The sequence below is a fragment of the Streptomyces sp. NPDC012508 genome (assembly GCF_042902595.1).
Classification (GTDB): domain Bacteria; phylum Actinomycetota; class Actinomycetes; order Streptomycetales; family Streptomycetaceae; genus Streptomyces.
The window spans coordinates 1-20,341 of sequence record NZ_JBIBEO010000004.1 but is presented as its reverse complement, the minus strand read 5'-3'; the positions used below and the strand labels follow the sequence as shown (position 1 = coordinate 20,341).

12 protein-coding genes are annotated in these 20,341 nt (G+C 73.8%); 5 read left to right on the top strand and 7 right to left on the bottom strand.

Going from position 1 to position 20,341, the window contains the following annotated elements:
* Positions 1 to 15 precede the first annotated feature (15 nt).
* The 4 genes from ACFY8U_RS14305 to ACFY8U_RS14290 all read right to left on the bottom strand — a co-directional run bounded on the left by ACFY8U_RS14305 (position 16) and on the right by ACFY8U_RS14290 (position 4,961).
* Positions 16 to 1,332 (bottom strand): PrsW family intramembrane metalloprotease, encoded by a 1,317-nt coding sequence (locus tag ACFY8U_RS14305; protein WP_361606781.1) that lies wholly within the window; start codon positions 1,330 to 1,332, stop codon positions 16 to 18.
* Positions 1,333 to 1,410: 78 nt separating this feature from the next.
* Positions 1,411 to 2,193 carry a tRNA (guanosine(46)-N7)-methyltransferase TrmB gene (trmB, locus tag ACFY8U_RS14300; RefSeq protein ID WP_389569767.1) on the bottom strand — a complete coding sequence of 261 codons (783 nt, stop codon included), beginning with the start codon at positions 2,191 to 2,193 and terminating at the stop codon, positions 1,411 to 1,413.
* Positions 2,194 to 2,249: 56 nt separating this feature from the next.
* Positions 2,250 to 3,446 carry an L-2-hydroxyglutarate oxidase gene (gene lhgO, locus ACFY8U_RS14295; protein WP_389569764.1) on the bottom strand — a complete coding sequence of 399 codons (1,197 nt, stop codon included), beginning with the start codon at positions 3,444 to 3,446 and terminating at the stop codon, positions 2,250 to 2,252.
* A 69-nt stretch (positions 3,447 to 3,515) separates the two neighbouring features.
* Positions 3,516 to 4,961, bottom strand: coding sequence for an MFS transporter (locus ACFY8U_RS14290; protein ID WP_361759184.1), 1,446 nt, complete (start codon positions 4,959 to 4,961; stop codon positions 3,516 to 3,518).
* Between the two features lie 588 nt (positions 4,962 to 5,549).
* On the opposite strand from ACFY8U_RS14290, the gene ACFY8U_RS14285 reads away from it, so the two are divergent.
* Together ACFY8U_RS14285 and ACFY8U_RS14280 are read left to right on the top strand one after the other, a co-directional pair.
* Positions 5,550 to 7,676 (top strand): asparagine synthase-related protein, encoded by a 2,127-nt coding sequence (locus ACFY8U_RS14285; protein WP_389569761.1) that lies wholly within the window; start codon positions 5,550 to 5,552, stop codon positions 7,674 to 7,676.
* A gap of 352 nt (positions 7,677 to 8,028) precedes the next feature.
* Positions 8,029 to 11,529: a BTAD domain-containing putative transcriptional regulator gene (locus tag ACFY8U_RS14280; RefSeq protein WP_389569759.1), complete on the top strand. Its 3,501-nt coding sequence runs from the start codon at positions 8,029 to 8,031 to the stop codon at positions 11,527 to 11,529.
* Here ACFY8U_RS14280 and ACFY8U_RS14275 read toward each other — a convergent pair.
* Together ACFY8U_RS14275 and ACFY8U_RS14270 are read right to left on the bottom strand one after the other, a co-directional pair.
* Positions 11,516 to 13,558, bottom strand: a complete 2,043-nt coding sequence (locus tag ACFY8U_RS14275) for a sigma-70 family RNA polymerase sigma factor (protein WP_389569757.1) — start codon at positions 13,556 to 13,558, stop codon at positions 11,516 to 11,518. The genes ACFY8U_RS14280 and ACFY8U_RS14275 overlap by 14 nt on opposite strands.
* 191 nt (positions 13,559 to 13,749) lie before the next feature.
* Positions 13,750 to 14,565 (bottom strand): TetR/AcrR family transcriptional regulator, encoded by an 816-nt coding sequence (locus ACFY8U_RS14270; protein ID WP_389570898.1) that lies wholly within the window; start codon positions 14,563 to 14,565, stop codon positions 13,750 to 13,752.
* A 358-nt stretch (positions 14,566 to 14,923) separates the two neighbouring features.
* Between ACFY8U_RS14270 and ACFY8U_RS14265 the strand changes: the two genes are divergently transcribed.
* Positions 14,924 to 16,288: an NAD(P)/FAD-dependent oxidoreductase gene (locus tag ACFY8U_RS14265; protein WP_389569754.1), complete on the top strand. Its 1,365-nt coding sequence runs from the start codon at positions 14,924 to 14,926 to the stop codon at positions 16,286 to 16,288.
* A gap of 106 nt (positions 16,289 to 16,394) precedes the next feature.
* The gene (locus tag ACFY8U_RS14260; protein ID WP_361435830.1) at positions 16,395 to 18,020 is read left to right on the top strand and encodes a SpoIIE family protein phosphatase; all 1,626 of its coding nucleotides are present in this window, start codon (positions 16,395 to 16,397) and stop codon (positions 18,018 to 18,020) included.
* A gap of 4 nt (positions 18,021 to 18,024) precedes the next feature.
* Here ACFY8U_RS14260 and ACFY8U_RS14255 read toward each other — a convergent pair whose 3' ends face one another.
* Positions 18,025 to 19,302, bottom strand: a complete 1,278-nt coding sequence (locus ACFY8U_RS14255) for an MFS transporter (RefSeq protein WP_361606820.1) — start codon at positions 19,300 to 19,302, stop codon at positions 18,025 to 18,027.
* Positions 19,303 to 19,454: 152 nt separating this feature from the next.
* Between ACFY8U_RS14255 and ACFY8U_RS14250 the strand changes: the two genes are divergently transcribed.
* The gene (locus ACFY8U_RS14250) at positions 19,455 to 20,021 is read left to right on the top strand and encodes a MarR family transcriptional regulator (RefSeq protein WP_361606811.1); all 567 of its coding nucleotides are present in this window, start codon (positions 19,455 to 19,457) and stop codon (positions 20,019 to 20,021) included.
* The last annotated feature ends 320 nt before the right edge of the window (positions 20,022 to 20,341 follow it).

Below are 20,341 nucleotides of genomic sequence, written 5' to 3'. Positions count from 1 at the left end.
TGCAGAGAGGGGCGCCTAGCTGCGGTACGGGTTGTAGCCGCCGTAGTCGAGGTACTGCGGCGGCGCCCACACCCGGCCCGTCGCCCGCGCCGCGTACGTCAGGGCGGGCGATGCGACCGCCTTGCGCTGCCAGAGGTGGTGGAGCAGCTCCTGCTCGCGCGCGGTGAACTCCGGTCCCGCCGCGCCGCGCTGCGCGCGATGGCGCAGGAACGCGAGGGTCGTCGCGAACGCCTCGTACTCCCCGACCGCGGCGGCGGCCGGCTTGCCGTACGTACGGCGGGCGAAGTCACGGGCCACGGAGCGGGCCCGCATCGAGGAGAGCGCGAGCGGCTCCGCGGGCGAGAGCCAGCCGGCCGCCGCGTACGCCGGGAGCTGCCCGGATATCGTGCGCAGCTCGCGCTGCCGGCTCCATATCGCGAGCCAGGTGAGCAGGGCGAGGGTGGGCACCATGAACATGCCGTAGACCAGGATGAAGCCCAGCGGCCCGAGCATCGTCGCCGAGCCGTTCCACAGGGCGTGCATGCCCATGGCGAGGAGCAGTCCGGCCAGCGGCAGCAGCGTCCGGCGCAGCCGCAGGAACTTGCGGCGGGAGGTGGCGAGGGCGGCGAAGGCGAAGCCGAGGCCGGTGAAGACGGTGAAGAGCGGATGCGCGAACGGCGACATCACGACCCGTACGAAGAACGTGCCCGCGGTCATGGCGCCGAGGCCGCCGGAACCGACGTCCTGGTCCTCGCCGAAGGCGTTGCCGAGATAGAGGATGTTCTCGGTGAAGGCGAAGCCGGTGGCGGTGAAGCCGGCGACCACGACGCCGTCGACGAGTCCGGTGAAGTGCCGTCTGCGGAAGAGGAAGATCAGCAGGATCGCCGCGGCCTTGGCGCTCTCCTCCACGACCGGTGCGACGACCGTGGCGCCGAGGGACTCGGCGGAGGCGGGGTCGGCGGTGGCGGTCGCGATCCAGCGGACCGCGAAGGAGTTGGCGAGGATCGCGACGAGCGTGGCGGCGAAGGCGCCCCAGACGAAGGCGAAGATCAGATTGCGCCAGGGACCCGGTTCGACCCGGTCCAGCCAGCGGAAGGCGGCCAGCAGCAGCGGAACGGGCAGGACGGCCAGCGCGAGCCCGACGAGGAAGCCCTCCGTGCCGGTCTGCTCCCGCACGATCGCCAGGATCACCAGCGCGCAGATCGCGAGCACGGTGATCACGGCGACGGCCCGGACCACCTTGCTGCGCCAGAAGGCGCGACGAGGCCTGTAGCGCCACTGGGCGCGGTCCGGGACGGCCGCAAAGTCCGGCTCTTCGGTGTCCCGGGTGGGGACGGGGACGCGGTTCGACACGTGAGCGACCCTAACGAGCGGGACTGACACCCGCGACGGGGTTCTCCGTCTTCGGCCGTTTCCTGTGGAGAAGCGGCCCTACTTCCTGTGGAAAAGCAGGTCGTGCACGACATGGCCCTTGTCCAGGCCCTGCCCCTCGAAGCGGGTGAGGGGGCGGAAGGCCGGGCGGGGCGCGTAGCCGCCGTCGGGCTGGGTGTTCTCGAAGTCGGGGTGGGCGGAGAGCACCTCGAGCATCTGCTCGGCGTACTCCTCCCAGTCCGTGGCGCAGTGCAGGACGGCGCCGGGCTTCATCCGCGTCGCGAGCAGCGTGAGGAACTCGGGCTGGATCAGCCGCCGCTTGTGGTGGCGCTTCTTGGGCCAGGGGTCCGGGAAGTAGACGCGGCAGCCGTCGAGGGCGTCGGCGTCGAGCATCTCGCGGAGCAGGATGATCGCGTCGCCGTTGGCGACTCGCACGTTCTCCATGCCGCCCCGGTCGGCGAGACCGAGGAGGTTGCCCTGGCCGGGGGTGTGGACGTCCACGGCGAGGATGCCGGTGCCGGGGTCGGCGGCTGCCATCTGCGCCGTGGCCTCGCCCATGCCGAAGCCGATCTCCAGGACGACGGGAAGGCCGCCGAACATGTCGTCCAGATCGAGGATCCGCTTGCCGTCGATGTCGAGACCCCAGTCGGGCCAGCGCTTGAGCAGCGCCTCGGCCTGACCGGCGGTGACGCGGCTGCGGCGGGGCTGGAAGCTGCGGATCCGCCGCTCGTGGTGCGACCCGGCGGGGTCGGGCAGCGGCCCTTCCCCGGCGGCGAACCTCTGACTGCCCCGCTGGAAGACGACGGGCTCGGTACGGGCGGCGGTTTCACGGGTCTCAGACACAATGCGCCCAATTCTACGTGCCGGGGCCGGGGTGCCCCCTCCCGTCCCGGTGAGGGCTACAGCAGAGCCAGGGCACGGCGGGCCACCTCGCGGCCGATCGGCAGGGACGCCGTCGCCGCCGGGCTCGGCGCGTTCAGGACGTGGACCGTCCTCGGCGCCTCGCGGATCAGGAAGTCGTCCACCAGCGTCCCGTCCCGCAGCACCGCCTGCGCCCGCACGCCCGCCGGGGCCCGGCGCAGATCCGTTTCCTCCACCGACGGGAGCAGCCGGCGCACCGCCTCCGTGAAGGCCCGCTTCGACAGCGACCGGCGCAGCTCACCCGCTCCGTACCGCCAGTGGTCGCGCGCGATCTGCCACGACCCGGGCCACGCCAGCGTCCCCGCCAGCTCGCCGGGCCGGACGACCGACCAGTCGTATCCCTCGCGGGCCAGCGCAGGCACCGCATTCGGCCCCACATGCACACCGCCGTCGACGCCCCGGGTCAGATGGACCCCGAGGAACGGGAAGGCAGGGTCCGGCACCGGATAGACCAGGCCACGGATCAGCGAGGGGTCCGCCAGCTCGTAGTACTCGCCCCGGAAGGGCACGATCCGCATGCCCGGCTCATCGCCGGCGAGCAGCGCCACCCGGTCGCAGTGCAACCCGGCGCAGTTCACCAGGACCCGTCCGCGCACCACCGTCCCGGCCGCCGTGCGGACCGCGACGCCCCAGGGCCGCCGGTCGACGGCGGTGACCTCGGAGCCGTACAGGATCCGGGCGCCGGAGGCGTCGGCGAGCTGGGACGCCACCGCCCCGTAGTCGCAGATCCCCGTTGTGCCGACATGGATCGCGGCGAGGCCCCGCACGCTCGGTTCGTACGCGGTGATCTGTGCGGGTCCCAGCTCCCGCACGGGGATGCCGTTCTCCCGGCCGCGCTGCACGAGCGCGTGGAGCCGGGGCAGCTCGTCGCGCCCGGTGGCGACGATCAGCTTGCCGGTGACCTCGTAGGGCAGGCCGTACTCCGCGCAGAACTTGACCATCTCGGCCGCGCCCGCGACGGCGAACCGCGCCTTCAGCGAGCCCGGCCGGTAGTAGATCCCGCTGTGGATCACTCCGCTGTTCCGCCCGGTCTGGTGGCGGGCCGGGCCGTGCTCCTTCTCCAGGACCGTGACGCGGGTGCCGGGCGCGGCGCGGGTCAGGGCGTACGCCGTCGACAGACCGACGATCCCGCCGCCGATCACGAGCACGTCGCAGTCGACGTCGTGCGTGGACACCTGCACCACCTCCCACCCCGATAGTGCACTGGCCCACTGACAAAGCGGCTAAACCCCGTGGGACACGCCTCACGCCGGGGCCATCAGCAGGGGCCGGGCCCGCTCCCGCAGCTCCATGACCCTCGGCTCGTCCCCGTACGGTTCGAGGCGGTGCAGAAGATCCCGTACGTACTCGGTGGTGCGGGCGGACGAGATCCGGCCCGCGACCTCCACCGCGCGCGTGCCGGCCGCGCAGGCCGCGTCCAGATTGCCCGATTCCAGCTCCGCGACCGCCGAGACCACGAGCCGCAGCCCGTGCGAGCGGACGAACTCCTCCGTCGGCCGGGACAGCGCCTGCTCGGTGAAGCGGCGGACCTGGCGCGGCGCCTTCAGGTCCCGGTAGCACTCGGCGGCGTCCGCGCAGAACCGGTCGTACGAGTAGAAGCCCAGCCACGACGGGTCGGCGTCGCCCTCCCGCGAGCGCTCCAGCCAGCCCTCGGCCGCCTTCAGCGCGGCAGCGGCGGCCGTTCCGTCGTTGGCCTTCGCGTGCGCCCGGGCCTCGACGAGCCGGAAGAAGGACATGGTGCGGGCGGTGGCGAGCCCGCGGTTGCGCTCCAGGGCGGCCTGGGCGAGGTCCACCCCCTCGTCGGCGAAGCCCCGGTAGGTGGCCTGGAGCGACATGGAGGCGAGGACGTAGCCGCCCAGGGGCACGTCCGCGGCGGCGCGGGCCAGGCGCAGCGCCTGGATGTAGTAGCGCTGGGCGGCCTCCTGCTGGCCGGTGTCGAAGGCCATCCAGCCGGCCAGCCGGGTCAGCTCGGCGGTCGCGCCGAACAGGGCCCGGCCGACCTCGTCCGAGTACGAGCCGAGCAGCAGCGGGGCGGCGTCGACGCGTAAGCACTCGGGGACCATCGACGAACGCCAGTCCCCGCCGCCGTACTTGGAGTCCCAGCGGCGCGCGTCCTCGGCCGCCTCACGGAGCTTGGCGACGTCGCTGTGGCCCACGCGCGCGTGGGGGCCGGTCTCGGGCCCCTCGGCGGCCGGTCCTTCGACGGGCCCGAGCACCCGCTCCACGGAGGAGTCGGCGGGCGTTATCAGCCAGCGGGAGGCGGGCGTCGCGTAGGCGCTCACCGCGAACGATCCGGCCAGGGACTGCCAGATTCCGCCGCCGCCGGCCCGGCGGCCGGCGAGATCCAGTCGGTACAGCTCGGTGGCCGAACGGACCGCCTCGCCCACGTCGCGCGGGAAGGCGAGCCCCACCTCGGGCGCGGGGTCGGCGTCCGCGAGCCCGATCTCGTGCAGCGGGACCGGGCGGCCGAGCTTCTGGCCGATCGCGGCGGCGATCAGATGCGGCGCCGCCCCCTGCGGCACCATGCCCTTCGACACCCAACGGGCCACCGACGTCTTGTCGTAGCGAAGCGTCAGACCCCGCTGCGCGCCGAGGTCGTTGACGCGCCGGGCGAGGCCGGCGTTGCTGATTCCCGCGAGGGCGAGAACCGTGCCGAGCTTTTCGTTCGGCCCGCGTTGCTCCCTGGACATGACGCCACCCCTCGACACCCAGACGGCCGCCACGACGCCGGGCATAGGCGTGCGGCATTCGTAAACACAGCGTAGTTCGCCGCATCCCTACCGTTAAGGGGCGGAGTTCCGTATGGCGGGATTGTTGTGGGAACAGACGGATGGCCGACAGATGGCGTAGCGGCGTCGGCCGGTGCGGCGCCGGACGGCGCTCACGCGGCGCTCGCGGAGCGTCTCGGGGCGCGTGCCCCGGGCGTGTGGCCGTGCGCCCGGCCGTGCGCTCTCGCCCGGTCGGCGGGGGAGCGCTTCCATGAGTTCTGCGTGGGTCGGCCCACCCGGCTGTGGACCGGTGGGCTGGGGGATTCCGTCGCCCCATTCCCCGCGGGCGGCGGACGGTTCCGGGAGGCGAAGAGCGCCTCCCGGACTGCCGAAGATCCATGACGCCCTGTCCGCGCCATCGAGAATGGCCGAATGACGACGGTCGCCGAGGCAGTGGGAACTGGCCCATGCCAGGGGCGCATTCGCGTTTGCGCGCGCGACCCCGGAGCCCCCTCCGCGCGCTGTTGTCGTGGCAGCATGTTCCTCCACTGAACAGACGTGGAGGCGCCGATGCGATGGCTGGTGGGCTGGAGCAGTGTCGCCGCGAGCTTCGGGCCGACAGGTACGGCCGGTGCCGTGGGCAGCCCGACGGCCGAGGGGCGCACGGTGCACCCGGTGGGCGCGCAGCTGCTGTGGGGTGACCCCGACCCGCTGTGGGCGGTCGGCGACTGGCGCCCCGACGAGGTCCGCGTGATCGGAATCGACGGGCACACCCGCCTTGCCGTACTGGGATGCTGCGCCGCGAGCGACGACCAACTGAGGGTCGGGCTGCTCACCGCGCGCGGGGGCGCGCTGCGCCACCTCACCGCCTGGGCAGGCAGCTACACGGCCGTGGTGCAGGTCGGCCGCCGGATCACCGTGACCGGCGATCTGGCGGGCGCGCGGCCGGTGTTCCACACCCCGTGGGCGGGCGGCACGGCGTACGCGACGGCCGCCCTGCCCCTCGCGGACCTCATCGAGGCCCAGCTCGACATCGGGCATCTGGCGGCGCTGCTCGCCTGCCCGGAGACCCCCGAGGCGCTGCGCGACTCCACACCGTACGAAGGGGTGAAGCGGGTGCCGCCCGGGCACGCGCTGATCCTGCGCGAGGGCTCGCGCGAGATCACCGGCTACGAAGCGGTGGCCTCGCTCGCCGTCGCCGCGGCCGAGGTCGAGCCGCGCCGGGCGGTGGAGGGCGTACGCGACGCGCTGATCGACGCCGTACGGGCCCGGCTCACCGCGCCCCGGCACGCCCCGGAGTCGCCCCTCCCGGACCCGGGGCCCGTGCCCGGCATGGGGCCGGCCGAGCGGCGGGCGGCCCGGGGCGGCGGCCCGGCGCCCGGTATCGGCGCGGACCTGTCGGGCGGCAGCGCCTCCGGCACGCTCGCGCTGCTCGCGGCCGGTCTGCCGGGGGTGCCCGGGACGATCCTCGGGCACGGCACGGGCGCCGGGGAGCGACTGCTCGCCGTCACCTTCAACGACCTCACCGCGCCGGGCGGTCCGGACCGCGAGGACGAGCTGGAGCGGGCCCGGGCGATCGCGGCGAACCCGCGGCTGCACCATGTGGTCGTGGCGGCGGGCGAGGAGGCCCTGCCGTACGCGGAGCTGGACGGGCCGCTCACCGACGAGCCCGGTCCCTCCCTCGTCGTCGCCGACCGGCACCGGCGGCGGCTCGTGGGCGGCAGCGCGGACCACTTCACGGGCCTGGGGGCCCGTCAGGTCCTGGACGCGCACCCGGCGCGCCTCGCCGATCTGCTGATGGACCGGCGGCGCAGATCGCTGCTGCGCCCCGTGACCGCGCTCGCCAAGGCCACGGGCCCGTCGGCGGGTTCGCTGCTCGTCCCGCTGACGGTCTACCGCGCGGCGCGCCGCCTCGCCCGTACCCCGTACCGCGCCGGCATCGAGGAGGCCGCCACGCGGCTCCTCGAGGCGAACCGGCCGGGGCCGGGGTCCTTCGTCGGCCCACTGGAGGCGTCCCTGTCCGCGCTGACCTGGTCGCGACCGGGCCCCGCGGCACGGTGGCTGACGGGCGAGGCGCTGGCTGAAGTATCGGTTCGCCTGACCCGGGCGGCGACGCTGCCGACTTCGGTGCAGCGGCCGGGAGAGGCACGCGCGCGTGCGGCGCTCGCCCGCGCGGCGGCCGACCACCGGATCCTGGAACAGGCGGCCGAGATCCGCGGCCAGCGGCTGCACGCCCCGTTCCTCGACAACCAGGTCGTACGTGCCTCCCGTGACCTCCCCGAATCGCTCCGGGTCCAGCCGGGCGCCCGGGCCTCGGTCCTGCGCACGGTCCTTGCGGGCGCGGGCATCCACGACCTCCCGCCGGGCTGGGGCTCACCGAACCCCGCGGTCCCGGCCGCGGCCACCCGCGCGGGCCTGCGCGCCGCGCTCCCGCACCTGATGGCCCTCTTCGACGCCCCGCTCCTCGCGGACGCGGGCCTGATCGAGGCCCGCGTGGTCCGCAAGGCCCTCCATGCGGCCGCCGACGGCGACCCGGTCCCCCTGGACGGCCTCGCCGACCTGGTCTCCACCGAACTCTGGCTCCACCGCCTCCTCGCCCGCCGCGGCACGTGCTGGACGGGCACGGCGGCCCCGCGCCGTCGCGCGGCGGTGGTGGGCCCCCTGATCCCGGAGAGCAGGCGCTCCCTGCCGGCGTGAGGGGCGTGCACGGCGGCCCGGAACGCCCGCTCGCCTGAACGTCCGCCGGTGCTGGTCGCCGCCCTGCGTGGCCGGTGCTGGTCGCCGCCCCGCGTCGCCGGTGCTGGTCGCGGGCCCGCGTGGCCGGTGCTGGTCGCCGATCCGCGTCGCCGGCGCTGGTAGCCGACCCCGTCCGACACTGGCCGCCGACCCCTGTCGCGGTCCCTGGTCGCCGACCCCCGTCCGACCGTGGCCGCCCCCGTCGCCGACCGTGGCCGCCGACCCCCGTCCGACCGTGGCCGCCGCCCCCCGTCGCCGGCCCTCCGGAGAAACCCCGAGGCGCCCCGCGGCACCCCCGGGGACAATGGCGCGCGTGCGGTATCTGATCCTCGGCTCCACCCTCGCGCTCGACGCCCATGGCACGCCCCTCCCTCTGGGCGGAGCCCGGCTGCGCGCGCTGCTCGCCGCGCTCGCCTCGCGCGCCGGGCGGGCCGTGACCGTCCCCGAGCTCGTCGACGACGTGTACGGCGACGAGCCCCCGCACGACGCCACCGCCGCTCTTCAGGCCCTCGTCGGGCGGCTGCGCCGCGTGCTGGGCAAGGAGGCCGTCGAGTCCGTGCCGGGCCCCGGCTACCGCCTCGCCGCGCGACCGGACGACATCGACCTGTACGTCTTCGAGGGCCACGTCCGGGACGCCGGCGCCCGCCTCGACGCCGGCGACCCCGAGAGCGCGGCCGCGCTCCTCCGTACCGCCCTCGCCCTCTTCCGCGGCCCCGCGCTCGCCGACCTGCCCGCCCACGCGCGCGTGCGCCCCGAGGCGCAGCGGCTCGCCGCCGTACGGCAGCGCGTCGAGGCCGACCTGAGGCGCGGCGCCGTCGCCGGACTCGTACCGGAGCTGTCCGAGCTCACCGGCGCGTACCCGTACGACGAGGGCTTCCGCGCACAACTCGTCCGCGCCCTGCGGGCCGAGGGCCGACAGGCCGACGCCCTCGCCGCATACGAGGACGCCCGCCGCACGCTGGCCGAGGGCCTCGGCGCCGACCCGGGCGCCGAACTCGCCGCGCTCCACCGGGAACTGCTCCGGCCGGCCGTTCCCCCGCCCCCGCCCCCGCACGAGACCGGGAACATCCGCCCCCGCCTGACCTCCTTCGTCGGCCGTGAACCCGAACTCGCCGCCCTCCGCGCCGACCTCGCCCGCTCCCGGCTCGTCACGCTCACCGGCCCCGGCGGTTCCGGCAAGACCCGCCTTGCCGAGGAGGTCGCCCTCGCCCTCCAGAACCGGACACCCCCGACGGCCCCGGGGGCCTCGGGCCATCCGGCCCGGTCGGCCCCGACGTCCTCCGGCCATCAGGCCCCGACGGCTGCGACGTCCTCCGGCCATCCGACGCCGACGTCGACGGCTGCGACCTCCGGCCATCCGGCCTCCCCGGCCGACCCGCCCCCGACGGCCGTCGGCCATCCGGCCCCGACGGCCGCCCCGGCCCCCACCCCAACAACGGCCGCCCCGTCCCCCACGGCGCCAGAGACCCCCACGGCGCCAGACACCCCTACGGCGCCAGACGCCCCCCTGGCCGCCTGGCTCGTCGAACTCGCGCCGCTCGACGATCCCACCGCCCTGCCCGGAGCCGTCCTCTCCGCCCTCCGGCTCCGGGAGACGCATCTGATCACCCGCGAGGGGCAGCCCCTCCACGACGACCCCACCGGCCGGCTCGTCGAACACCTCGCGCCGCGCTCCCTCCTCCTCGTCCTCGACAACTGCGAGCACGTCGTCGACGCCGCCGCCGCCCTCACCGAGACCCTCCTCACCCACTGCCCCCACCTGCGCGTCCTCGCCACCAGCCGCGAGCCCCTCGGCGTCCCCGGCGAAACGGTCCGTCCCGTCGAACCCCTGCCGCCCGACCCGGCCCACCGCCTCTTCGCCGAACGCGCCCGCGCCGTACGCCCCGACTTCGACCTCACCGGCACCTGCGGCGACGGCCCCGGTGCCGTGGAGGAGATCTGCCGCCGCCTCGACGGCCTCCCCCTCGCCATCGAACTGGCCGCCGCCCGGCTACGGCTGCTCACCCCGACCCAGATCGCCGACCGGCTCGACGACCGCTTCCGCCTCCTCACCTCCGGCAGCCGCACGGTCCTGCCCCGCCAGCAGACCCTCCGCGCCGTCGTCGACTGGTCCTGGGACCTCCTCGACGCCGACGAGCGCTCCCTGCTGCGCCAGGTCTCCGTCTTCGCCGGCGGCTGGGATCTCGCCGCCGCCGAGGCCGTCGCCGTCGCCCTCGCCCCGAACGCCGCCGACGTGCTCGGCGCGCTCGTCGACAAGTCCCTGGTCGTCGCCGCCCCCACCGACGAGGGGGAGATGCGCTACCGGCTCCTGGAGACCATCCACGAGTACGCCGACGAGCGGGCCGCCGAGTGCCCCGGCCTGCGCGCCGCCGCCGAGGCGGCCCACACCGCGTATTTCACGGACCTCGCCGAGCGGGCCGAGCCCCTGCTGCGCTCGGGCGAGCAGCTCCCCTGGATCCGGCGGATCGAGACCGACCTCGACAACATCCGCGCCGCCCTCCACCGCACGACCGTCACGGCCCCCGACGAGACCGCCGCCCACCGGCTCGTCTTCGCGATGGGCTGGTTCTGGTGGCTGCGCAACTACCGCCCCGAGGGCCTGATCTGGACCGAGCGCGCGCTCGGCCTCGGCGAGGACCCCGACGATCCCGAAGACCCCCGCTACTGGCCGCGGATGCGGCTGCGCATGCTCTCCTTCTTCCTCGCCGTCGAGAACCGCAGCGTCGCCGATCTGCGCGACGACGCCGAGGCCATCGCGCTGGTACGGCGGGTGCGCGACGCCTTCGGCGAGCGGCCGGGGCCCCCGTCGGCCGACTTTCCCGGGTTCTTGTGGCCCTTCACCGCGTACGTCACGGAGGACCACACCGTCATCCGCGCGATGCTGGACACCGCCGTCGAGAACTGCCGGCGCCACGGCGGCGAGTGGGAGGTCGGTGTCATCCTGATGTTCCGTACGCATCTGGTGATCGACATGCCCGGCGAGCTGCAGGGCGTCGACGAGGACCTCGCCGAACTGCTCGTCCTGTCCCGCCGGGTCGGCGACCGCTGGATGCGGGCACAGGTGGCGAGCGCGGCCGGTGAAGCGCACATGATGCGGGGCCGGCACGCGGAGGCGGCGGTGGCGTACGAGGAGGCCCTCGGCCTCGCCCGTGAGGTCGGCGCCCACGCCGAGGCCCCGTTCCTGATCGCCCGCCTCGCCGAACTCGCCTACCGCTCCGGTGACGTGGAGGCCGCCGAGAGGGGCCTGGACGAGGCCGAGTCGGAGGCCGCCCGCCACCACGTCAAGGACACGGAGCCGTTCGTACGGTTCATGAGGACCGCGATCGCCCTCCAGCGGGGCGACGTACGGTCCGCTCGGGAGCACCTGGACTCGGCGAAACGGCTGGTTCTCATGGGCAGTCCGCCGCCGCACTTCAACGCGGCCGTGACCGGGCTCTCCGCGCGCGTCTCCGCGGAGGAGGGCGGGGGCGCCGCGGCGGTGGCGCAGGTGGCGGACGCCCTGCGCGCCTCGCGACAGGACCACTGCGCCGACTTCATCACGGCCCAGCTGGGGGAGACCGTGGCGGCCGTACTCGCCCGCCAGGACGGTGCGCTCCCGCTCGCGGTCCGGGTCCTCGCCGCCGTCGACACCTGGCGCGCCGCGATGCCTCGCTCGGTCCCCGAGCTCCGCGAGGCGGAAGCCCTGATGACCCGGGCCCGCGCGGAACTGGGCGAGGCCGCCACCGCGACGGCGTACGCCGAGGGCGCCCCGCTGGCCCTCGACGAGGTGATCGCCCTGGTGGAGGCCTACGAGTCGGAGCTCAGGCGCAGCTGATGCGGGACTGCGCCCAGTCCGCGACCGCGACCCGGCCGAACGGGGTGTGCTCCTCCACGACCAGGCGGATCGTCCTGACGCCCGCGAGGCCCACATGGACCGGAACGGCGGGTTCGCCCGGCCGGAGGACCTCCGAGCGCCAGAGCCGCTCACCGTCGCCGTACACGGCGAAGCGCACACCGCCCACGCCGAGTGGCGCGCTCAGATCGTCGATGCCCACGAGCGCGTCGTAGCCGGAGCACTGCCGGTTGAGGTCGATCACGAGCTCGGACGGCGCGTGCACGCTCACGCCGTGCGCGTACCGAGTGCCGCCCAGCGAGAGGCCGTCGCGCTGCCACATCCAGCTGCTGTCGCCGATCCGTACCTCGGGCTTGTCGCCGTCGCCGAAGACGCCGTAGTCCAGCTGGTTGACCTGGTGGACGGCGGGCGGGGCGGGCGGCGGCGGCTTGGGCGTGGGCTTCGGCGGGGTCGGCTTCGGCGTGGGGCTCGGCTTCGGCGGAGGGGTGGGTTCGGGACTCGGCGCGGGGGTCGGCTTGACCGACGGCTTCGGTGCCGGCTTCGGCGGAGGTGTCGGCTCGGGTGCCTGGACGACCGGCGGGGCCGGCGGCGGCGGGGGCTTGGGAGCCGGCTTCTGCGGCGGTGTCGGCTCCGGCGGTACGGCGGGGGCGACGGCCGGTGGCGAGGGTTCGGGCTGCGCGACCGGCTGAGGGTCCCCGGAGAGCGCCCACACCAGACCGGCGGTCGCCGCTACGGCCACGGCGGCCACGAGACCCGCCTTCGCGGGGGCGCCGAGCCCCTCGGCCGCGGCGGCGCTTGACGCCCCGGCCGAACTCGACGAACCGGCACCCGTCGCGGCGGCGGCCGCCCCGGCACCGGCCGCGCCCGCGACCCCGCCGGCCACGACGCCCGCGGCCTTGAGGGAGTACCCGGCGGCGAACCAGCCGATGACGGCGACCGGCAGCAGTGCGGGGATCCCGGCGTTCACATGGGCCAGCTCGCCGGCCGCGAGCCGGCACCGCACGCACTCCTCCAGGTGCTTGCGCAGCCCGCGTTCGGCCCGCATCCGCAGCCCACCGCGCGCGTACGCGCCGAGCCGGTCGGCGTAGCGGGCGCAGTCGCCGCCCGCGGTGAGCGACTGGCTGACGTGCGCCTGGAGGTAGGCCTGCTTGAGGCCTTCGCGGGCCCTGCTGGCGAGCACGGCCGTGGCGTTGGCGGTCAGACCGAACAGCGGCGCGACATCGCTCGGCGACTCCTCCTCGACGGTGGTGTGCCACAGCACGGCCTGCCACCGCTCGGGCAGCGACCGGAACGCCTGCATCGCCAGCGACTGTTCGGCCTCGTGCATGGCCCGGACGTCGGCGCCGAGGTCCAGCGTGTCCTGGTCCGAGACCTCGGAGGTGCGGCCGGCCTGCGCCGCGAACACCGCGAAGTCCTCGACCAGATGTTCCCGCTTCTGCGTCCGCGTCCAGTTCGCCGCGACCCGCCGGACCGTGGTCAACAGGTAGGCGCGGACGGCGTGCTCGGGCCCCGCCCCGCCCCGTACCGCCTGGAGCGTGCGGGCGAACACCTCCGCCGTCAGGTCGTCGGCGGTGTGCGCGTCGCGGCAGCACGTCCGGGCGTAGCGGCGCACCGCGTCGGAGTGGCGGCGGAAGAGCTCTTCGTACGCCGTGTCGTCGCCGTCCCGCATCAGCTGGATGAGATCGGCGTCGGAGGGCGGCAGTTCGAACGGTGGCGGCAGGACGGTGTCGTGCGTCTCGGCGGCTCCGCCCCGCGCGGTCACCGGCGCGCCGTGCTCACGCTGCTGCGGCACACTCGGCTCGGCGGGTTCAGCAGGTCCGCCGGGTCCGGTGGATGCGCCCGGCCCGGTGGTTCCGGCCTGTACGCCCGGTCCTGCCGTGGGCCCCGGGACGGGCGCGCCGGAAGTCCCTCCGGGTCCGCCCTGGTTCGGCACCTGGCGGGAGTGAAGGTCCCCGGTCTCCGTGGTGCCGCCGCCGTTGCCCAGCGGCTCGTCCCGACCGTCACCGCTCATCGCGGAAGCCCCCGTACGCACGCTCAGACCCGAACACCGGGCAAGCGTGCCACAGAGCATCCGACGCGCTGAACCTTCGCGTCCACTTACCACTCGTCCGGGGCGAGTTCCTGTATCCGGGCGTAACCGCTCACACGTTCGTGCCATGCTGAACGGTCCGCCCGGACCGGTCCTTCACCTCCGGCAGCGGACTACCGCGAGCGCAGGCCCTCCAGGAGGATGTCCAGGAGCCGTGCCGAGGCCGCCGCCTGCTGCGCCGCGTCCGGCAGGGCGGGCGCCGCCGTGGCTATGACGAGCAGAACGTCCGCCACGGTCACGTCCGCCCGCAGCGCGCCCGCCTCACGCGCCCGGTCCACGAGCTGCCCGACGACCTCCAGGAGCGCGGCCGCTCCGGTGTCGTCCTGCTCGGCCCCCGACCCGGCACGCGGCGCGGCCACGCGCGGCCCGGTCTGGTCGGCGAAACCCCGCTGGTGCGGCACCCGGGCCTCGTCGCCCGGCGCCTGCGCGGGCAGCAGCAGGTCGTCGACGTCCACGCCCACCCGCAGGATCTGCGGCGGCAGCAGCCGCCCCGCCCCCGAGGCCACCGAGGTCCGCAGGAACCGGGAGAGCGCCGACCAGGGCTCCTCCTCCTGCCCGAGGGCCGTGCGCGCCTGTTCGGTCAGCCGGGAGGTCTCCTCCTCGGCTATCCGGCGCACCAGCACGTCCTTGCTCGGGAAGCGGCGGTAGACCGTGCCCACGCCGACCCGGGCGCGCCGTGCCACGTCCTCCATCGGCGCCCCGTAACCGAGTTCGCCGAAGACCTCGCGCGCCGCGCGCAGCACGTGCTCCAGGTTCCGCTGCGCGTCCACGCGCAGCGGCGCCGACCGGCCGATCGCCGTCGACGATCCCGCGCCCGCACCCGTCGCTGTGCCGGTGCCCGTACCCGTACTCACACCCGCATGACGTCCGTCGAGCGAGCCGTCGGTGGTCCCGACGACGGCCTGCCACCGCGAATCCTGCATGTGCATAAGCGTTCCCCCGCTCATGATGTCTCCCCCCGGAGACTTTCCCCGCCCTGACACGGGCCCACGGACCTGTGTGCAGCGCTCTGGTCCATGCGCTGCGATCCAATACCCCGACGAGGTACGAACATAGTTGAGTCGAGGTCAATTCAGAAGGGGGAGTTCCGCACGGTGCGCCCCCCGATCGGAGCAAGGGCCTGAACTCTCCCGATTCCGCTCCGCCACGCCACCCCCCACGCCCACTCTGACCTGCGTGGTTCCCCCTGTACCCACCCTGTGCGCCACCCCGCGCCCCCGCGCACCGCCGGTCACACAATTTGCCGGGGCTGTGGACAAACCCCGAACGGCGTTGCGTCATGGGACAGTGACCGAACCTGTGCGCATTCTCGTTGTCGGCGGTGGCTACGTCGGGATGTACACCGCGCTGCGCCTGCAGCGGCAGCTCAAGGCCGAGCTCAGAAGCGGTTCCGTCGAGATCGTGGTGGTCACGCCCGAGCCGTACATGACGTATCAGCCGTTCCTGCCCGAGGCCGCCGCCGGCTCGATCTCGCCGCGCCATGTCGTCGTACCGCTCCGCCGCGTCCTGGACAAATGCCGCATCACCATCGGCGAGGTCCACGCCGTCGACCACGCCAAGCGGACCGCGACGCTCTCCACCCTCGCCACCGAGGAGGAGGGCAGCGGGAACATCGAGCTCACCTACGACGAACTGGTCATCGCGCCCGGCTCGATCTCGCGCACCCTTCCCGTCCCCGGTCTCGCCGACTACGCGATCGGCTTCAAGACCGTCGAAGAGGCCATCGGGCTGCGCAACCACGTCATCGAGCAGATGGACATCGCCTCCTCCACCCGCGACCCCGGCCTGCGCGACGCCGCCCTCACCTTCGTCTTCGTCGGCGGCGGCTACGCGGGCGTGGAGGCGCTCGCCGAGCTGGAGGACATGGCCCGCTACACCGCGCGGTACTACCACAACATCAAGCCGGAGGACCTGAAGTGGGTCCTGGTCGAGGCGTCGAACCGGATCCTCCCCGAGGTCGGCGAGAAGATGGGCACGTACGCGATCCGCGAGCTGCGCGGCCGCAACATCGACGTACGCCTGGAGACCCGGCTCGACTCCTGCGAGGACCGGGTCGCCGTCCTCAGCGACGGCAGCCGCTTCCCGACCCGGACCGTCGTCTGGACCGCCGGCGTGAAGCCCGCGCCGGTCCTCGCCTCCACCGACCTGCCGCTCAACGAACGCGGCCGGCTCAGGTGCACCGCGCACCTGACCGTCGAGGGCGTCGAACACGCCTGGGCCGCCGGAGACGCCGCGGCCGTCCCCGACATCGCGGCGGACGTGGAGGGAGCGGAGTGCGCCCCGAACGCCCAGCACGCCGTACGCCAGACCAAGGTGCTGGCCGAGAACGTCGCCGCCTCCCTGCGCGGACAGCCGCTCAAGGAGTACGCCCACAAGTACGCGGGCTCGGTCGCCTCCCTCGGTCTCCACAAGGGCGTGGCCCATGTCTACGGGCGTAAGCTCAAGGGCTACCCCGCCTGGTTCATGCACCGCGCCTACCACCTCAGTCGCGTCCCGACCTTCAACCGGAAGGCTCGCGTCCTGGCCGAATGGACCCTTTCCGGCCTGTTCAAGCGGGAGATCGTCTCGCTCGGTTCGCTGGAACACCCGCGCGCCGAATTCGAACTCGCCGCCGCGCCCCCGCCCCCCAAGAACGGCCCGAAGCCCGGCTGACACCGATGTCAGTGCGGTCCGTCACACTGGACGTGTGACCATAGGTGGGCTCACACCTGCACAGAGTGACTCAGCACGGCCAACAAACCACGAGGCATACAGATCCGTGAACTTCACCCGTTGGAGCGCCCGACTCCCCGGCACGCAGCGCCGCACGGCGGCGCGGGGGACCGAAGGCGCCGTGCCCGCGGCCCGCGGTGAGTACGAGCAGCAGCCTGAGCCCCTCCCCGACGAGGTCCCCGCCCTGGAGGACTTCTCCGCACGGGAGATCATCGGCCGCCTTCCCGGCCTCGTCGCGCTCGCGCACGGCCCCGAGCACCGCATCGCCTACGTCAACGACGCCTACGCCGCCGCCTTCGGCCCCCGCCCGGCCGGGGCCACCGTCGCCGACGCCTGCCCCGAGGCCCACGAGCTGGGCCTGCTGCCGCTGATGGACCAGGTCCTGCGCAGCGGCAAGCCCCGGACGGTCAAGTCCCGCAAGACCCGGGACGGCGGCTCGTACACGGTCACCTGCCTGCCGGTGGAGTCCCCGCGCTTCGAGGGCGGCGGCGTCCTCGTGCACGCCGCCGACGTCACCGACCACGCCGAGGCCGCCGAGCGGCTGCGCGCCAGCGAGCGCCGGCACCGCGAGACAGCCGTCACGCTCCAGCGCTCCCTGCTCCCGCAGGAGCTGGAGCAGCCCGACGACCTGCGCATCGCCGCCACGTACCAGCCCGGCGGCACGGACGCGGCCGTCGGCGGCGACTGGTACGACGTGATCACCCTGGGGGCGGGACGCACCGCACTGGTCATCGGCGACGTGATGGGCCGCGGGGTGCGCGCCGCCGCCGTCATGGGCCAGCTCCGCACCGCCGTCCGGGCCTACGCCCGGCTCGACCTGCCCCCGCACGAGGTGCTGCAGCTCCTCGACGGCCTCGCCGCCGAGATCGACGCCAGCCAGATCGCCACCTGCGTCTACGCGGTCCACGACCCCAACGAGGGCAAGCTCGTCTACGCCTCCGCCGGCCACCTCCCGATCCTCGTCAGGGACGAGGACGGCACGGTCCGCCGCGCCGAGGACCCCACCGGACCCCCGCTGGGCACCGGCGGCTGGCTCCACACCTCCGGAGCGATCGCCCTGCCGCCCGGCTCGACCGCTGTCCTCTATACGGACGGTCTCGTCGAACGCCGTCGCGAGGACATCGATGAGGGCGTCGCCGCACTGGAGCGTGCCCTGTCCGGTGCGCTCGGCACCCCCCAGGTCGTCTGCGACCGGCTGCTGCGCTCGCTCGGCGTGACCGCCGAGCACGACGACGACGTCGCCGTCCTGGTCGTCCAGCACCCGTCCCGCAAGGGACCGGACGCGGAGCTGTTCCACAACGCGGCCCTGGAACTGCTCGGGGGAGTGGAGGCGGCCCCACGCGCGCGTGCCTTCGCCTCGGGCGTCCTCTCCAGCTGGCGCTTCCCGGTCGAGCTGCGCGACCTCGGGGTCCTCGCCACCAGCGAGCTGGTGGCGAACTCCCTGAAGCACGGCACTCCGCCCATGCGTCTGAGACTGCGCCGTACGGACCGGCGGCTGATCATCGAGGTCACGGACGGCGACGACCATCTGCCGCGCCGCCGCAGGGCGGAGACGGAGGACGAGGCGGGCCGCGGGATCTCGATCATCGCGACGATCGCCTCGTCCTGGGGGAGCCGCCGTACGCCGGGGGGCGGCAAGGCGGTCTGGTGCGAGTTCGCCCTGCCCGACTAGGGCGTCAGACGGAGACGCTCTCCTTCTCGGGCAGGTGCTGGGCCACGACCCGGGAGGTCTTCGCCGCGAGCGACGGCTGGTCCTGCACCGGCGTGAGCTGCCTGCCCAGCCGCAGCGCCAGGAACGTGATCCCGAGCGAGAAGAGCACGAAGGTCACGATGTACGGCCCGTGCAGCGCGGCCCCCATGGGCCCGCCCACGGCCGGACCGACGGCCAGCGCGAGCTGCTTGACCAGCGCGAACGCCGAGTTGTACTGACCGACCGCCGACTCCGGCGCGAGGTCGGCGACCAGCGGCGCCACGGTCGGCGACAGCATCGCCTCACCGAGCCCGAAGAGGGCGTACGTGGAGACGAAGGCGGCGGTCGCCATGGCCTGGCTGCCGTTTCCGAGCCCCGCGTACCCCGCGATCACCCAGGCCACGGCCCAGATCAGACCGACGGCCGCGATCACCCGGGACCGGCGGCGGCGCTCGACGAACCGCAGCACCACGAACTGGGCGACGACGATGACGGCCGTGTTGGCGGCCAGCGCGATCCCGAGCGTCGACGGCTGGATCCCGGCGGCCTCGGTGCCGTACGCCGCGAGACCCGACTCGAACTGTCCGTAACAGGCGAAGAACAGCACGAAGCCCAGGACGCAGAGCTGCACCATGGCCTTGTGCCCGAGCAGCGCCCGGACACCGCCGCCCTTGGAGGCGGCCGGCCGGGTGCCCTGGAGGGCGGGGGAGCCCGGCATCCGGACGGTCAGCACGATCCCGGCGAGCACCAGGAACATGACCGCTTCGATCGAAAAGAGCAGAAGGAAGCTGCCCGGCCGGCTCTCGTCGACGAGCTGGCCACCGATCAGACCGCCGACACCGAGGCCGAGGTTCTGCAGGAAGAACTGCATGGCGAACGACCGGGTCCGGCCGGCCGGGTCGGAGCACCAGACGATCATCGTCGCCAGCGCCGGCTGCATCACGGCCGTACCGGCACCGAGCAGTGCGGCCGAACCGACGACGGCGGGCACACTGCCCGCGAGCCCCATGCCCAGCGCGCCGAGCGACGCGAGGACGGCGGCGACGAGGAGGACGGGGACGGGGCCGCGCCGGTCGATGGCGCGTCCGCTGAACGGCAGGACGACGAGTGCGGCCATGGCGAAGACGGCGAGCACGATGCCCGCCGTGGTCGCGCCCAGGTCCCGCACCTGAGCCACGTACACATAGAGGTACGGAACGGTGAAGCCGAGTCCGAACGCGCTCAGCGCGCTGCCTGCCTGGATCCGGCGCATCGCTGCACCCATCGCCTTGGTCACACTCACCCACTTCGATCAGGGAGCTTCAGACCTTCAGACCTGTAGGCCTGAGCCCTGAAGACTTCAACACTAAAATTCGATGCTTAACAATACACATGGAAGGACTTCAACGCCAACGGCGAGCGTGGGATACTCCCCGCATGTCCGACAACCCCGAGCAGTCCGGCCCGCGCCCCCCGCAGGAGCCGACCCTCGACGAGCAGATCGCGGCCTATCAGCGCGAGTACCGGGACCTCGACCCCCAGGTCGAGAAGGTGGTGTCCGCCCTCGGCCGGCTGAACCGCCGGATGAACGTGGCGTACGGCCGCCAGCTCGCCGACCTGGGCATCAGCAACGCCGAGTGGGAGGTCCTCAAGACCCTCGTCCTCGCCGGAGCCCCGTACCGCCTGGGCCCGGGCGAGCTCGCCAAGCGCCTCGGCCTCACCCCGGCCGCGATGACCCACCGCATCGACCGCATGGCGGGCGAGGGCCTCGTCACCCGCGACCGCGACGAGAGCAACCGCGTCCGGGTGATCGTGGAGCTGACGGACGAGGGCCGCTCGAAGTGGCTCGAGGCGATGCGCATGGCGACGGACTTCGAGGAGGAGCTCCTCCAGGACCTGACGGGCGAGGAGCGCACGGGCCTCGGCGACATGCTGATCCGCCTCCTCCGCAGGGTCGAGCACACCCAGCCGGACGCGGGCGGCCGGCTCACGGACCTGGACTGATCCGGCCTGAGAGCGTCACCGGCCTGGGGTTGACACGCCCCCGGCGTATCCGTAGTGTTCTCCGAGTTGTCACGGGGCCGGAACGGTTCTGCGACAGCCACTCCCGCCGCTGATGCGGCACCTCTTACTCAGCACGATCTCCCAGCCGGGACGAATTTCGGCATGCCGAAATTCATTTCGAATGGCTCGATTATGAGCCGCCCGGGAAATCCGCTAGAGTTTGAGCGTCGGAACGGCCCAACAGCCGCGAAGACAACTCCCGCTGACTGGGAATCAGGCCCGAAAGGATCTGATAGAGTCGGAACCGCCGGAAAGGGAAA